Raw genomic sequence first — 15,684 nt, 5'->3', positions numbered from 1 at the left:
AAGTGAAAAAAAATCTAATGAAGTTAAAATTAATAAGTAATATTTTACTGATGATGCTTTCAGTTCTTTTTCTATCAAAAGAGACGACTTTGGCAGCGAGTAATGCAGTGAGTAGTGCAGCGGGTCAAGGGCACTCTCTTATACTGAAAAGTGATGGTACAGTTTGGGCATGGGGTGATAATTCTTATGGTCAATTGGGAGACGGTGCACCTGCGGTTAAAGCAAACGTTCCTTTCAAAGTAAAAGGCATTACAAACGTTTCGCGTATTGCCGCAGGTTCGAACCACAGTGTAGCTTTAAAAGCTGATGGTACAGTATGGAGTTGGGGATTAAATAGTTCTGGTGAGTTGGGTAATAGTGGAAGTGGGAATAGTAGCAAACCAGTACAAGCAGTCGGCCTTACAGATGTTACAGAGATTGCTGCTGGAAGCGCTTATTCACTAGCCCTCAAGAAAGATGGTACGGTGTGGGTGTGGGGACGTCTTTATGGGTATGGTAGCACAACAATTAAATTTCCAATCCCAGTACATTCAAGTCTAACAGACGTTACGGCAATTTCGGCTGGGAGAGCTCACTGTCTTGCTCTTAAAAAGGACGGAACAGTATGGGCTTGGGGGGAAAACGGGTATGGTCAGCTAGGCATTGACAGTGGAGCAGCGGTGTCAAGTCTAACTAAAACAAAAGGACTTTCAAATATTGTTTCTGTTGCTGCCGGTGATTCTCATAGCTTGGCTCTTGATGTAAATGGGAAAGTGTATGCGTGGGGAGACGGCGGAAAAGGACAAATTGGTGATGGCAGTGTTTATAATAGACTGGCTCCAGTAAATGTACCTGGATTAACAGAAATTGATGAAATTGCAAGCGGGCCAAATGCGAGACATAGTTTTGCTTTAAAAAGAGACGGAACAGTTTATGCATGGGGAAGTAACGATCGAGGTCAACTAGGAGATGGAACAACTACAAACAGTAACAAACCTGTAAAAGTCAAAATTACACCATAATTATTACTAGTGAATCCCCCTTCTAACCAAGGGGGACAACATTTCTTTCGGAGGCAATATGAAACTCCTGTCTACAAAATCAATCTTGATTTTTCTATTAAGCATTTCCCTATTCACGACGCTTATACCACCGATGAGTACCCTGGCAAATGAACCGTCAATCCAAGACTTATCAAATACACAAAGTATAGAATCATCAACTCCAACCGAGACAATAGATGAAATCCAGCAATCTATCGCAGAGCAAAATCTCAACCCTCTACCAGAAAAAAGAGAAGCAAAAGATCCAACCTCATATAACGCAGATGACATCGCTTCACTAACATGGACCCAGCTGGATGCTAACACAGCAATCGAAATACACCAAACATTCGACCGAACCTTACTAAAATACGCTGCCTATTTCTATCCAGATCTATTGCAGCTGCTTTCAACTGAAGAACAAGCAGAAGTCAAAACTTTTACCAGTGACCAGCTCGTTTCTCAATTCGATCATTTCAGTCAGGAAAATAAGGCCCTCTTAAATCGCCTTACACCCCTTGTAGCATCGAAAGTAAATGAACTTAAGAGTCTGGAGGAAACGCTCGACATTCAAGCAGTGAATACAACTCCTCCAGAAGTTCTCTACACAGAAAAAGATCAGGAGTTTCGCTTTGCTCGTTCAAAAACAGAGCAATCCGTAGATGATGTATATCGCGCTGCGAACCTAGTGGAGCAAGATCTCTACTTGCCAGGAAAGCATGGACTGGATCTGGATATTAAGCGCAGATATCACTCCCTGAGTAGTAAAATCGGTGTACCAAGCTGGGACGATGATCTAGACAAGAATGAAGCTCTAATCAATGAGAAATTTGCACCCGGTTGGGATTTTAATATGCCAAGACTGGATGTCGTCACGCGGGAGCAGGTAGCTACGGTAAGGGACGACCCTTATAATCCAGGCCTGCAAATTTACTCCACCAACGTAGACAAGAGTCCAACGTCGAATCGTTATTACATCAGCTTAGAGGACGGGACATCCTTAGAATATCGGTTCAACAAGTTTGTGAATTATCCGTATAAAGACATCATGTTCATCACTGACAAAGTGAATGAGAAGTACACGTTGTATTACCGTAATTTGAGATATGAATTTGATGTAAAGCTGGGAACGGTCGTCAAATCCAATATTTATGGGGACACGATCAAGTACAACCTGGATAGCGACGGAGAGCCGGTCAGCATCGAAGACAGTGTCGGTCGTTATGTGGTGCTGAAACGAAAGCAAAACGACACCACGCAAGACTTGATTGTCTATAAAGATAAAACTGAGACTACTGTGCTCAAGCACATTCGCTACCATTTTGAACGAAAGTTCGCATTGAGAAGTTACCATCAGCTTGTTCGAGTAGAAGTCCTGCCGACAGCAGGGAGTGGAAACGGTCCTTATACAGTAGCAAATTATTCCTATCATAATCCTACTACCAAGGGCATTGCTTATTTCAATTTGAACAAAGAATACACGCTGGACAAGCTACCAACTGATCAAACTCTTCAAGATTCAGCAAAGTATTGGGAATCGGATACAAAGAAGCGTAAGGAAATCGATTACTTGCTCATGCAAGAAGTTTCCTATCCGTTGCAAGGATTAAAAATCAACTACGAATATCGTCCCTATCAACTCGGTCAAACTACGTTCAATGACGGTCTCGTACGGATTTTTCAAGACAAGTATGCACTAAGCTATGTAGCTTATCATCCTGTCAATAAAGTATCGTACAGCTATACGCAGAAAACGCCAAAAGGAACCAATACGTATAAGCTGGAAAAGAACTATGCCAATAACGACAACCTCCGCGAGATATGGAAGGTACCAAAGGAACAACTGCCAAGATTGAAGAATTTTGCGGAACGCCATGGGGATACCATCCAAGTCACAGAATCTGAGGCTTCCCGTTACACGAAAAATTCCATTTACAAGGTCAATCAAGACGGAAATACGTTGCTGCGAAGCGAGAAGACAACAGGCGTGAGCAAAGGCGGAACAAATGTATCAGGCGCGAAGTATCGTGTCGAGTACAATCCAACTACGTACACAACCTATGCCTATTCCGGCCGGAATACAAAGCCGACGTATCAATACGTTTTCCTCGAACCGACATCGGCAGTTAGCGATCTGGATGTTTACAATTCCTACTTGAAAGACCCGAACCTTTCCAATCGCTCACGGTATGCGGCCAAGATCAACAATTACGCACAAGAGATGTATTTGGAATATAACGATTACGGTCAACTGATCAAGCAGATTGCACCGGATGGGATCGAGAGTACATGGACATATGATGCAGAAGGTGTAAATCCATGGGGCTTCCGGACCTTCTCCGTATTAAAGGCAGCCAGAACACAATCAACCTCCGCCTCGGGCGATCCGTATTATTCGAATACGACATTCGAGTACAACAATCAATATTTGCTCCGAAAGGAAACGGAGATCAATTCGTTCCCTGCCAATTTGATCAATAATCACAAGAGCCAATCGATCGAACGGACATATGAGTACACCAATAATCAGCTCTATTCGATTACGGAGAACTTTGGCGCAGGTAAGACCAGAACGCAGACCTTTACCGCCTATGATCAATATGGCATTCAGCCAACACAAATTGCACTCGCAGGTGTCGAGCTGGAAAGCGGCAAATCGGATGTGTTGAATTTTTCCTATGAAATCGACGATAAAGGCCAAATCAAAAGCCAGACCTATCCGAACGGAAGCAAGGCTACATACGATTACGATGAGTTAGGCCGACCATTATCGGAGACTTTTCACAATCAAGGCGCAAAACGAACCATTACGTATGTCTATCGGGACGGCGAAGCCTCTGGATCGAGTGCAGATGGACCGGGCATCGTGGAGAAAATTGCCCCAGATCAATCGAAACTCATCACTTACTACACGCCATATGGAGATACCGCCTATCAAGAGCAGGTGGGCACGACAGGTGCGAAGCGTTCATTGGTAGAAAACGAGTTTACGCCGGATGGCATGGAGATTAGCCGCACGGTTCCTTACGGGAAACAGGAGCAAAGTACCTCGTACCTGTATGACTGGGACGGTTTTGTGTACCAAACGACGAATTCCTTAGGAACCACTAAGCAACATCGAAACAATGCCTACTCGGATGGAACAAGATACTTACCCCGTCTGACGGAACAAACGCTCTCTCCGAATGGCTTTATCGCGACCACATACCGCGATTTGTATGGAAAAGTGGAGAGCACAGAGGAGACGACCCAAAGCGGCAGTCACCAACGTGTGACAAACTACCAGACGGATCGATTCGGGAAAGTAACCAATAAAGAAATCTTGGACGGCAAAACTTCCCAAGCGTGGAGTATGCGCTTCGATCATAACGACAAGCTGGTTTATTTGCAGGACCCGGAAAATAACGTAAATGTATACGGATACGATGGTCTAGGCAATCTCACCAGTGTATTGGAGAATGGCACGACTACGGCAGAGTATACCTACAATAGCCTGTCGTGGAAGCTGTCGGAGAAGAATCCAGAGACAAAAGCGGAGGCGTACACCTACGAAAAAAGCGGTCTTGTGAAGAGTTACAAGGACAAAAACGGCGTCACATTCAACTACGACTACACGCCTTTCCATGAGTTAAAGAAAGTTTCTTCCGGCGCTTCTTTCTATGAAGACCGGGTGTACGATCCACAGTCTGGTCTGCTTCTGAGTGAAAATAATCACACAGGAAACTCTATCAGCTATGGCTACGATGGATTCCATCGGAATAATCGCCAAACGATGATGGGTAAGGATTACCAGCTTCTGTATTCCGACAACGACGATACGATAGATACACTTGTATACCCAGCCAGAAGCGCCGTATCCGGTTCTGCCCCTTCGATGAGAGTCGAATACACCTATGACAACGCAAACCGATTAAATTCGGTGGCGATTCCAGGAGTCGGAACGACCACGTACACGTACGATATCAGTAACTCAGGAGAAAGTAATGCTGTATCGTATCCGGGACAACCGACAGCGATGCAACAATCGATCAGCTCATTTGGTGAAAAAACAGCCTTGAATCACGCGGACGGCTGGAATGAGACAAATGGTTACGATCTGTTTGGCAATATCACCAGTCAAAAGCGTGCCGGCACGAATTATGGATTGTATGTGTACGACAAGCTTTCCCGGATCAAGGAAGAATCGGTTGAAGGAAACGTCAAGCAATACGCCTATGACAAGCGCGGCAACCGCCAAGTGTATGCAAACGCTCCGGTAGATATTCTGCGCTCCTATGAAATGAAACACGATTTGTTTAATCGTTTGCAGGAGTATAAGGACGAGAAGGGGACAACGACGTACACATATTATCCAGGTGGATTGCGGGCGACGAAGCAACAGACTGGCAGCGTGACGGATACGACTCACTACGTCTATTTGAATGGCCAAGTGATTGAAGAGCTGACACAGGATGGCAGGGTCAAGGCGCGGAATGTGTTTGGCAACCAGTTGATTTGGCGAAAGGACTATGCGTCGAATCTTGAAGGCAATTACTATTACAACAGCCACGGTGATGTTGTCAAAATCAAGGCCCCCAATGGTAATGTCCTGAACACGTATGATTACGACATCTGGGGCAATCTGATCGCAGATAAGGTCAAGGAGACGATTTCCAACCCGTTTATGTATGCGGGGGAGATGTTCGATAAAGAGAGCGGATTTTATTATTTGCGTGCCCGGTATTATGATCCGAAGATCGGGCGGTTTATATCGGAGGATACATATAAGGGGCAAGTGGATAATCCGTTGACATTAAATCGGTATACGTATACGCATAATAATCCGCAGAAATATGTTGATCCTAGCGGGCACCAAGTTGATCAAACAAGTGGCGGATATTTTGGTGGTAATCACGTTGATCTTGTGATGTCTTGGGGAGGAAGAGCAGTAACTTATGCTGACGCTCACAAAATAGATTATGATGAAGCAGTCGAGGCGATTGTACCCGCAAATTTAAAGCAGGAAGTTCATGAGGTTGTATTTCAAATTGGTGCTACGAGGACACAAAGAATTGCAGGAGATGTACCTGATTTAGGATTAGCAGCTTCTGCCACCGGTGCATTAGCGGCGGGGACGTTGAAAAATACGTCTAAGGGGACGGGTGAAGTTGTACAGAAAAATACTGGAAAAGCTAAGAACTTTATGAAATCCGATCCAAAAGCAACAGGAGACCATACGGTTCTAAAAAAAGATCCAAAAACTCATGAGGTTACAAATTATGAGACTTATAAAGCCAATCCATTAAATCCTAGTGGTTTTGATAAGGTTCAACGTTATGATGGAATAGGCAAAGGTCATATTAATAAGGTAACGAAGCAGAATGTGCCTACACCTCATGTAAATGGTAAGTCAATTCCTGGTGGAGTTAGACCGGCGAATCCAAATGAAATTCCAAGGAAGAGGTAGAGATGATGGATACATTAAGATGGCTTCAAGATTGGTATTTTCAAAACTGTAACGGTGATTGGGAGCATAACTTTGGAGTGAAGATCGACACTGTAGATAATCCAGGTTGGTCTGTTGAAATTAATATAGTTGAAACAAATTTAGAACATGAAAATTTTAATTCAATAGAAGTTGAAAGAGATGAAGAAGATTGGTATTACTGTATAGTCAGGGATGGAGTATTTCATGGTGCAGGTGGAGTAAGGAATTTAGAAGAAATATTGACTTGTTTTAGACAGTGGGCTTCAAGCCTAGACACAAATTAGATCTATTTTCGTATTAACTAAGGAAACCTTGATAGGCGTAAGCCTTTTAAGGTTTCTTTTTTTGGTGGGGCTACCCAGTGCCGAATGAACCTTTTTATCTCTATAGTGGGAACATAACCCTTGTAATACTCGTACATAGTTTTCATGAAATGAGATGTGCGCACGTAGAAAGCTACAAAAAGTTACCCTAATTCCTCTATCATCTCTACTATTTTTACCAAAGTTACCACCGTTTTTTCTCGTGAAAAACTTACCTTAGATTCATCTTATTCCATTAAACAGCAACTGAGCCCGTGCTCATCCAGATAAAAGTCTACCTACTTGCCACAACCCACAAAGTCATTCGCAACTAAACAGTATGGTGTACCTACTATTAACCATGTAAGGTTAAAAAGAATCCGGTAACGTGCCGGTTCAAATAAATAGAAAGTGATATTTTGTACGAGTAATTTGGTAATAGTCTAAAAGCTAATCCCGAATTTAGAAAAATCCTCTCAGAGACGCCGGGATTTGAAGGGCTTAAGCCGCATAAAGAGGGTTTCTCAATTAAATTTAAGCCATCAAGTAAATAGGAGGAGGCGAACATGCAAATGGCAGACAAAGTATATGGTGCTTATTCAAAGGTATTCATTCAATACGAAGGTTCTTTGCAAGACTTAGGCTCAAAAATAGAAAAAGGACTAAATATACCTGAAATAAGATATGAAAATATGGAGGATGAACCTAATGATTTAGTGGGTTACTATGAGGTTTTAGGCTTTGATGTTGAATTAAGAAGCATACATGATAGTGAAAAGTGGCCTGATTATCAATACTTCCTTGGAGCAACTACTACTGATTCATTCCAAGAAGTATTTAATGACCGAATGTTCGACATTTCACTTTGGATGGCACGGTACATTTCACTCAGTTGTGAGGTAACCACCATGGCGGAAAACTTAGATAAACAAACAGGTCAATCATTCTATTTCAATAAAACAACATTAAAAAGAGAAAGTAGTATCATTGAAGCAAGGCAATAGTTTGGCCATATAGGGAATCCATTTCCTTCTATGGCTTTTCTTTTTTGGGGGCTATATAGTTCCTTATTAACCAAAAATGGTAAAAATGGAATTTATCCGAAGCAAACTGATCATTGTAAGGACAAAACTTTTTCTACCAACAAACACATTCGAAACATAAAACAATGACAAAATTAGAATATTATGGTATTTTCTCTGTAAAAATACGTTACGCCTCTCGTATTATCTCGAGTCGCATGGAAGGGGATCGATAGATTTGCTCATAGCCATAAACCTGATCTTTCTACTTATCTTTGCCTTCATACTGGCAAAACTTCTCACTCTATTAAAACAAACCCAGAGACAGGTCCATCACTTCCACCCTTTCATCCCAGAAACCGGACCAGCAATCGGCACCAAACTAAAATCACTACCTTTCCTTACACTAAACGGTCAAGAACAACAACTAAATGATCTGCCCCGCCCACTAATCGTAAACTTCACCCATACAGGCTGCGGGCACTGTGCCAATCATGTGCACGAACTATTGTCAGAGGGAGAGGTACTCACAGAGGCATCCGTTATTATCTCAACAGAATCCGAGCACATATCCACATCCCGATGGCTGCAAGAAAACAACATATCCGGGATCCCTGTACTGATCGGCAACGAACCCATGCTGGAAGCATACAAGATCAATCATTTCCCAAGCATTTTCGTAATCGACGAACAGGACGTCATTCGTGCCAAACCAATAACCGCTGTGGAAATCAAAAAGAAGCTCTTGGCGCTAGCAGGTGAACCAGCATGACACGCTCCTATTTTGCAAAAACGGTTCGATTAATTTGGGCACACGGCAAGCTATGGCTCATTTGCTCCATTGCCCTCAGAATCATCCTAGCATTTTCCCCATTGGCATCAATCTGGATCATGAAAGAAATGGTGAACGAGGTTACGGCGATTGCGCTGGATCAGACGGATGATTACCTTCCATTGCTTTGGCTGCTGGCGGGATTGTTTTCCGTGACGCTGGTGACCAATGCGTTGGAAACGATCTTGCGTATTCTCGATGCCCATACGGAGCAAAGGCTGGAATATCATTTGGAGCATTTGGTAGCAAAGAAAGCAGCGTCTGTTCCGCTCTCTTATTTCGATGATCCGGAATTTTACAACCACCACCACCGCATTCGGGCAGAGGCAATGGGGGAACGCTTTCTGGACCCTGTGGAAAGGGTATTGGATCTTGGTAAAAATCTGATTACTCTGATTTCCTATGCGGTGTTTTTGCTTAGCATTCACTGGGGACTGGCAGTGATGAGCTTGCTGGCCGTGATCCCGCTGCTAATTGTCCAAATCAAATTTGGTATGTCGGAATATTTTCTCGCAAGGCTACAGACGCCAGAGATTCGCGAAGCCTCTTACATAAGCTCGATCTTAAATGAGCGCGACAGTTCCAAAGAGGTCCGACTGTTTCAGCTAAAGGACTTTTTGCTAGGAAGATGGTCTCGACTGTATTTGAAAAATATGAAAGAGGTACTTCGTCTGCTCCACCGCAGGGAAAAAGCACTGATTTTCTCGGGAATCTTCACCTCCTCGATGTATATTGGCTGCTTGGGATTGGTCGTATCGCTGCTTCGTGCGAGCGCCCTGAAGGTAGGGGACTTTGTAGCGATTGCACAAGCGGTACAAAATACACAACAGATACTTTCGCTCATGACCTTTAATCTCGCACATATCGTCAACAGATGCTTGTACATTGCTGATCTGTTTGACTTTCTGGAATACGAGGATAAAACGATTCCGCAGCTCACTGGCAAAGCGGAGTTTCCCAGCAAGCTGCAATCTGGAATTACGTTTGATCGGGTTTCGTTTTGCTATCCCAAAATGGAGCGCAATGTGATCAACGAAGTTTCCTTTACGATCAAGCCTGGGGAGCGTATTGCGATTGTCGGCGATAATGGCTCTGGAAAAACGACGCTCGTCAAATGCTTGATGGGGCTTTATCCGATCCATTCTGGGAATATTTTGTTCGACAATCAGTCGATTCATGAGCTTGATATTTCCGACTTGCAACGAAATATTACAGTCATTTTCCAAGACTTTATTCGGTACAATTTCACTGCTGGAGAGAACATCACCATTGGGAGAGTGACGCAGGAAATCAATCCCGCGCAGATGAGGCAAGTAGCGGTTGAAACCGGTGCAGATACCTTTATTCGCAAGCTTCCCAGTGGATACGATACGATATTAGGTCGGACGCTACAGGACGGCGAAGACCTGTCAGGCGGGCAGTGGCAGAAGATCGCGTTGGCGCGGGCTTTGTACAGAAGAGGCGAGATTTTTATTCTGGACGAGCCTACGGCTGCACTTGATCCACAGGCAGAGCTGGAAGTATTTCAGCAGTTTGATTCTCTCACACAGAACAAAACGGCGATTTTTATTTCCCATCGGATGGCAGCAGCAAGAATGGCGGATCGGATTTTTGTCATGAAGCAGGGTCAGCTGATAGAGGTGGGGCATCATGATGAGCTAATGGATGCAAACGGAGAATATTCGCGCATGTACGGCATGCAAGCGAAATGGTTCGCGTAACGAAGGAGGGGAATTATGGAAGAGCTTGGTCTGCTGTTTCGGCTGATTCTCGCATTTTTATTTCTCAGTACGTTTGTCTCGAAAATAAGCGATATTGCCACGCATTTGTCCATTGTGCGGGCCTATCAGATTATCCCTTATCCGTGGTCAAAAAGCTTTACGTATCTTGATCTGGGGCTGCAAGCCGCCGTAGCGATTTCCTTGTCGCTTGGTCTTTTTACAACGCTGGGATTGTCACTAGCGATTTTGTTGCTGGGGGCGTACACACTCGCGATCAGTATTAATCTAGCAAGAGGCAGAAGAAAAACTTCTTGCGGGTGCGGCGGAATGGCGGGAAACCATTTTTTATCGTGGAAGCTTGTTTTGCGTAACCTCGTATTCATCAGTCTGGCCGTCTATGTGGGGCAATGGAGCGGGGGCTGGGCGAGTGTTGACCATTATCTATCGTCTGGCAGTTTCGAAATCGCCAATTGGGTAATTGCTATCGTCTTTTCGAGTGTGTGCATCTCACTGCTCATGGCTATTGGCGGAGAAATCAGTACGTTCCAACAAATTTTGCGAAAAAGGCAGGGATGAAGATGTCTACAGGCTGGATGATTGGGTTCGGGGTATTATGGGTGACGGTCATCGCGATTTTGGTCGTCTTGTTTCAAGTATTAAAGGTACTCGGGACGTTCATTAACAAAATGGAAGCAGCAGAAGAGAATAGTAGAAGAAGCGACAAAAATATTACTTCTTGAAATTTCAGAAAACGCTTTCAATTTTCATATAAGTAATGTATTATATTCCTGTTGATACAAATTATGTAAAAAAAAGAGGTGATAAGCATGTTCAAGAAATTACTCCAAAAGCTCGGAGCAAGTGCATTTGCAGGATGCCAAAAAGGATGCGTAAGAAATGGCCCTCTGTGTGAATGCCCTTGGTAGTTTTCAAGACACATAAGTAGAGCAAGACTGTCTCGCAAGTAGAGAATCTACTACCGGAGACAGTCTTGTTTTTTGAAAAACCGAAAATTAACGTTGTAAATCTAAATGAACCAAAGGAAACGGCCTTCCCGAACCATCCAGTTCAGATCGTCCTGTTTGTACAAACCCATACCGTTTGTAGAAGGCGTGAGCTTCTTCGTTTTGCTCGTTGACATCTACTTTCAGATTCGGGCCATACTTGTGTTCTGCATGTTCGAGTAATCTGCTGCCAATACCCTTTCCGTGGTATTCTGGATCAACGAACAGCATTTCGATTTTCGTTCCATCAAGACCAATAAAGCCAACAGGCTCTTTCTTTTCGTTTAGTTCCATCCATACCTCAACGGCAGATAGTGCTTCATTTTTTACCATGTTTTTATAAAACTCAATATCTTCTTTCGTCAAAAAATGGTGAGTACGGCAAACAGCACGATACCAAATATCTACCAATTGATCACGATAGCTGGCTTCATAAACAACAGTTTTGGTATTCATCATGAAACCTCCCGATTCAAACTAAAAAACAGAAAAGAGCGCTCTTGAGAGCTTATTATATAGAGTCGCTAGGAACTTTCCTACCATGTTCACAGCTTTTCTATCCTCCCGGAAGAATCTGACTATTGATAAGAGGGAAGAGGGCGGGGAACCCTACCTCGCCACAATCCCCCCAGGCACCTCCAAATACTCTCTCTTCTCTACAAACAACGGCTCCACAACCCCAAACTCATCCTTCAACTGCTTCATTTTCTCCTGAGCCTCAGCTTCTGTCCGATAATAACCGGCTTCGACAAAGTATCCACCTTGTTTATCCTTCAAAACCCGCATATTGTCGGCGACTAAGAGAGATTCCTCCATAACCCCAAGTGTCTCTCCATACGGCACGGAAGCAGTGCGCACCGAGTACACGGGTTGCTGCTCTTCTGGCGTCACTTCTTTTGGAGAAATCGTAATTACAACCTGCGCTGGCTGCTTATACTCCTTCACCTCATAGGCAATCGCTTCCGTAAAGGTCACATTAAATCGCACAAGCGAATCATCCAACGAAATGATCTCATAGGCATCTTCAATATATGGGCTTTGCTTCAATGTCTCGAAATCTTTGACAGCCGAAAATCTTCGCGCACCACCAACAGCAAACGTCATCGTATTCGGATATTCTGTAAAACTCACGTGGAAGGAGCTAGCGTTCTGCTGCACCTCATTATCTTGGGTAAAGTTCAAGATGATGTTTTCCTGGTCTCCTTGCTTCTGCACCGTAATGAAGCTAACATCTACGGCATCCTGAGGAGTACCGCCGCCAGCACTGCCTTTATTGAATTGCAAAATTTTTACCAACTTGCCCAGACCAGGCACGTTTTCCAAAGCACTTGCAAAGGCGGGCATCGTGTTCACGCTGACCGTGAAAAGAACAAAGACAGCAGCCACGCTTACGCCAGCGTGCTTAACCCAACGCGTTCTTGCTTTCGCATGTTTTCGATGAAGCTTTCCACGTTCGATGGCTTGCTCGGTGACTGCCGCCAGCTCCTCTGGAATTTCAATATCGTGATAGGCTTGTTTATAATCGTCCAGCTTTTTATCCAAGAGATTCACGCTCCCCAATGTTCACTTTCAATTTCTCCAGTCCGCGGTAAATGATCGATTTAACGGAACTGAGGGGTATATCTAGCACATCGGAAATGTCCTTGATGGGCATGTCTTCGAAGTATCTCAGCATAATGACCGTACGCGATTTTTCGTCAAGCTGATCTAGCGCATCATGCAAGTCGATGACATCTTCCCGCGGTTTCTGCTCGTAGTTGCCTTCATGCTCTTTATCCATGTAAACGATTTTTTTTGCTTTGCGAATGTGATCCAAGGCGCAGTTGACGGCGATTTTGATCAGCCACGTTTGGAAATATTGCGGCTGCTTCAATTTGTGTATGGAGATAAAAGCGCGGTAGACAGTCTCCTGCACAATTTCCAGCGCATCCTCTTTGTTTCGAACATATGTAAAAGCCATGCGATATATTTTTTCTCTACTTTCTTGGATCAGAAGCGTAAAGCTGTCTTCATCACCAGAAATGGCTCTTTGTGCCCGTTCAGTTTGATTCACGATGCTGCACACCCTCCTTGCTGAATATGTTAGGTTCTTCCTTTCTGATCGAAAATAATCCCGCAGCGCTAGAGACACTGCGGGAGCGTAGATTCTTCTATCCTTACTTCAATGGAAGCACCATTATATTTTTCATTTGGCCGTTTTCTTGATCGATTTCAAACAGCTCGAGGATGCTTGGCTTATTTTGGGACAGATTACTCAGTGGGATGACAATCTCCTGTGAGAATTGACCCCATTCCGGGCCGCCTTTAGAAGCTGTTCCAAAGCCTTTTGCGACTACTTGTTCACCTTGCTTCACGGCATACTGATACGTGCCTTCGAAAACGCTCGCCTCGCCAGCTACTGTGTACACGACAGACGGTGCGGCTAGCTTCAGGTTGCGAAATACGTTATTGTTTTTTACTTTATCGGAGCTATTCAGTGGAACGGAAAGCTTGTTGATGATCTCGCCGTTCTCTTGGTTGACTTCAAACATTTCTAGCGTCAATGGCTCGTTTTCAATCAACTCACTTACGGGTATTTTCACCGTTTGTGCAAAAGTTCCCCATTCTGGCCCGCCTTGTGAAGCCGTTCCGAATCCTTTTGCCAATACGTGCTTGCCTTGTTTTACTGCGTATTGGTACGTACCCTCAAAAACGCTGGCTTCGCCTTTTAGCGTGTACAGCAGTGCTGGCTCTGCCAGTTTAATATTGCGGAACGTATTTTGTGTGGCTGCTTCGTTTGCTTTTGTTGCTTGCTGTGTGGTTACTGGGGTAGCAGTCTGGTTAGCCCAAGTGGTGCCTAGAGCTCCTGCAAAAACAGAGCAAGTCAAAATAGAAGCAGCGATGGTTTTTTTATTCATGGTGGTATGTCTCTCCCTTATATGGCGCATTGCCGTAATGATTGATTGTTTTATTGTTGTAGCTTCATGAAGTTTACATGGGTTAGACGGGGGAGGGACGCAAAAAGACGCAAGAGATTTCATGGGAAAAAATGAGATTTTCTCGCTTTATTTAGCTGAATTTTAAAATATTTCAGACATTTATTCACGGATTGAGCTATACTGTTTTCATGGAACAATCTTCTAATTTAGTGGGGGCGGAAAGAATGAAAAAACTCGTTTCTCTGGCAGTCGTTGCAAGTATTGCGATCCCGTTACTGAGTCCGACTTTTGTCCAACATGCTGCTGCAAATGCTATTCATGATTATCGTAGCGAAGTTCAGGTCAACCAGTTCCGCCCACATGGGGGAGATAAGCAGGAAGTGAATGATTTCATAGCGTCCTTGGTGAAGCAGCGATCAAATCCTGCTGAGGTAGCAAAGCTGATAGCAGACGACTCCTTATCGAATTTTGCGATGAAAACCTACGTGGAAGGATTGGCGCAATACAAAAACATTCAGGTAATCGAAGCAAAAGTAGACAAGCTGTACACCGTCACGAAGGAGGACGCTTACAATAACTACCGTGCGATTGTGAAATTCAAATACGTCGGGTATACCGCAGCTAACAAGGCCATTGAAAAAACGGATTATATTGGCTTGGCCAGGCTCGGGACAGACCCGGTGAACTGGAAAGCTTGGGGCGTCATTTGGCAGGACTCTGGCATCGATGTGTCAGATGTAAAGCTGTTTCAGCTGGAGAAGCCACGCAAAGGCGAAGAAATATGCGTGATCACGACTGATGCCGGTGTGATCAAGCTGAGACTGTTCCCGAGCAAAGCTCCAAAAGCTGTGGAAAACTTTAAAACCCTTGCGAACAAAGGACAATACAACAATATGATCTTTCACCGTGTGATCAACGATTTCATGATTCAGGCGGGAGATTTGAAAGGGCAGGATGGCAAGGAGCTGCCGAGTATTTACGGAGAGTCGTTTGAGGACGAGTTTAGCCGGGATCTGTTCAACTTCAGAGGTGCGCTCAGTATGGGGAACGCTGGACCTAATACGAACAGTACGCATTTCTATATTGTACAAAGCCCGAAGGTAGATCAGGAGTACCTCGATTTATCGGCACTCCCGTTGAACGCAGAAGCGAAGTATAAAGAAATTGGCGGACGAGCTTACCTCGACAATCGCCACACTGTTTTTGGTCATGTGTTTGCCGGGATGGAAGTCGTAGACAAAATCGCTGCCCAGAAAACAGATGAGAATGCCAAGCCCATCCAAAATCCGATCAAAGTGAAAAAGATCGAATTTGTCCCGTATAACAAATAAGTTACGCAAATAAAAACCCCCTCTCATTCCTGCCGTTTTGGGATGACGAGGGGGTTTGTCAATGA

The 15,684-nt window shown here is 44.1% G+C and carries 13 protein-coding genes; 9 read left to right on the top strand and 4 right to left on the bottom strand.

Annotation, left to right across the window (positions count from 1 at the left end):
• Positions 1 to 2 precede the first annotated feature (2 nt).
• From C7R93_RS14185 to C7R93_RS30330, 8 genes are all read left to right on the top strand, one after another.
• The gene (locus tag C7R93_RS14185; protein ID WP_244191543.1) at positions 3 to 1,001 is read left to right on the top strand and encodes an RCC1 domain-containing protein; all 999 of its coding nucleotides are present in this window, start codon (positions 3 to 5) and stop codon (positions 999 to 1,001) included.
• A 58-nt stretch (positions 1,002 to 1,059) separates the two neighbouring features.
• Complete coding sequence (locus tag C7R93_RS14180) at positions 1,060 to 6,468, top strand: RHS repeat-associated core domain-containing protein (RefSeq protein ID WP_106839415.1); 5,409 nt, start codon at positions 1,060 to 1,062, stop codon at positions 6,466 to 6,468.
• Between the two features lie 2 nt (positions 6,469 to 6,470).
• Positions 6,471 to 6,773 (top strand): immunity 53 family protein, encoded by a 303-nt coding sequence (locus tag C7R93_RS14175; protein ID WP_244191542.1) that lies wholly within the window; start codon positions 6,471 to 6,473, stop codon positions 6,771 to 6,773.
• A gap of 584 nt (positions 6,774 to 7,357) precedes the next feature.
• Complete coding sequence (locus C7R93_RS14170) at positions 7,358 to 7,795, top strand: hypothetical protein (protein WP_106839414.1); 438 nt, start codon at positions 7,358 to 7,360, stop codon at positions 7,793 to 7,795.
• A 256-nt stretch (positions 7,796 to 8,051) separates the two neighbouring features.
• The gene (locus C7R93_RS14165) at positions 8,052 to 8,585 is read left to right on the top strand and encodes a TlpA family protein disulfide reductase (protein ID WP_106839413.1); all 534 of its coding nucleotides are present in this window, start codon (positions 8,052 to 8,054) and stop codon (positions 8,583 to 8,585) included.
• Positions 8,582 to 10,366 carry an ABC transporter ATP-binding protein gene (locus C7R93_RS14160; RefSeq protein WP_106839412.1) on the top strand — a complete coding sequence of 595 codons (1,785 nt, stop codon included), beginning with the start codon at positions 8,582 to 8,584 and terminating at the stop codon, positions 10,364 to 10,366. Before C7R93_RS14165 ends, C7R93_RS14160 begins: the two co-directional genes overlap by 4 nt.
• 15 nt (positions 10,367 to 10,381) lie before the next feature.
• Positions 10,382 to 10,942, top strand: a complete 561-nt coding sequence (locus tag C7R93_RS14155) for a MauE/DoxX family redox-associated membrane protein (protein WP_106839411.1) — start codon at positions 10,382 to 10,384, stop codon at positions 10,940 to 10,942.
• 2 nt (positions 10,943 to 10,944) lie between these two features.
• The gene (locus C7R93_RS30330; RefSeq protein ID WP_164724411.1) at positions 10,945 to 11,106 is read left to right on the top strand and encodes a hypothetical protein; all 162 of its coding nucleotides are present in this window, start codon (positions 10,945 to 10,947) and stop codon (positions 11,104 to 11,106) included.
• A 273-nt stretch (positions 11,107 to 11,379) separates the two neighbouring features.
• Here C7R93_RS30330 and C7R93_RS14150 read toward each other — a convergent pair whose 3' ends face one another.
• From C7R93_RS14150 to C7R93_RS14135, 4 genes are all read right to left on the bottom strand, one after another.
• A complete protein-coding gene (locus C7R93_RS14150; protein WP_106839410.1) occupies positions 11,380 to 11,826 on the bottom strand; it encodes an acetyltransferase in 447 nt (148 codons plus the stop codon).
• Between the two features lie 153 nt (positions 11,827 to 11,979).
• The gene (locus tag C7R93_RS14145; protein WP_244191541.1) at positions 11,980 to 12,921 is read right to left on the bottom strand and encodes a DUF4179 domain-containing protein; all 942 of its coding nucleotides are present in this window, start codon (positions 12,919 to 12,921) and stop codon (positions 11,980 to 11,982) included.
• A complete protein-coding gene (locus C7R93_RS14140) occupies positions 12,905 to 13,423 on the bottom strand; it encodes a sigma-70 family RNA polymerase sigma factor (protein WP_106839408.1) in 519 nt (172 codons plus the stop codon). The genes C7R93_RS14145 and C7R93_RS14140 overlap by 17 nt, the downstream gene beginning before the upstream one ends.
• 103 nt (positions 13,424 to 13,526) lie before the next feature.
• Entirely contained in the window at positions 13,527 to 14,267 is a 741-nt protein-coding gene (locus C7R93_RS14135) for a Gmad2 immunoglobulin-like domain-containing protein (RefSeq protein ID WP_106839407.1), read from the bottom strand.
• A 245-nt stretch (positions 14,268 to 14,512) separates the two neighbouring features.
• Here C7R93_RS14135 and C7R93_RS14130 point away from each other — a divergent pair, with 245 nt between their 5' ends.
• Positions 14,513 to 15,619, top strand: a complete 1,107-nt coding sequence (locus tag C7R93_RS14130; RefSeq protein ID WP_106839406.1) for a peptidylprolyl isomerase — start codon at positions 14,513 to 14,515, stop codon at positions 15,617 to 15,619.
• The last annotated feature ends 65 nt before the right edge of the window (positions 15,620 to 15,684 follow it).

It is taken from the genome of Brevibacillus fortis, from assembly GCF_003013395.1.
GTDB lineage: Bacteria > Bacillota > Bacilli > Brevibacillales > Brevibacillaceae > Brevibacillus > Brevibacillus fortis.
Note: the sequence above shows the minus strand (reverse complement) of the source record. Positions and strands in the feature narration are given on the sequence as shown.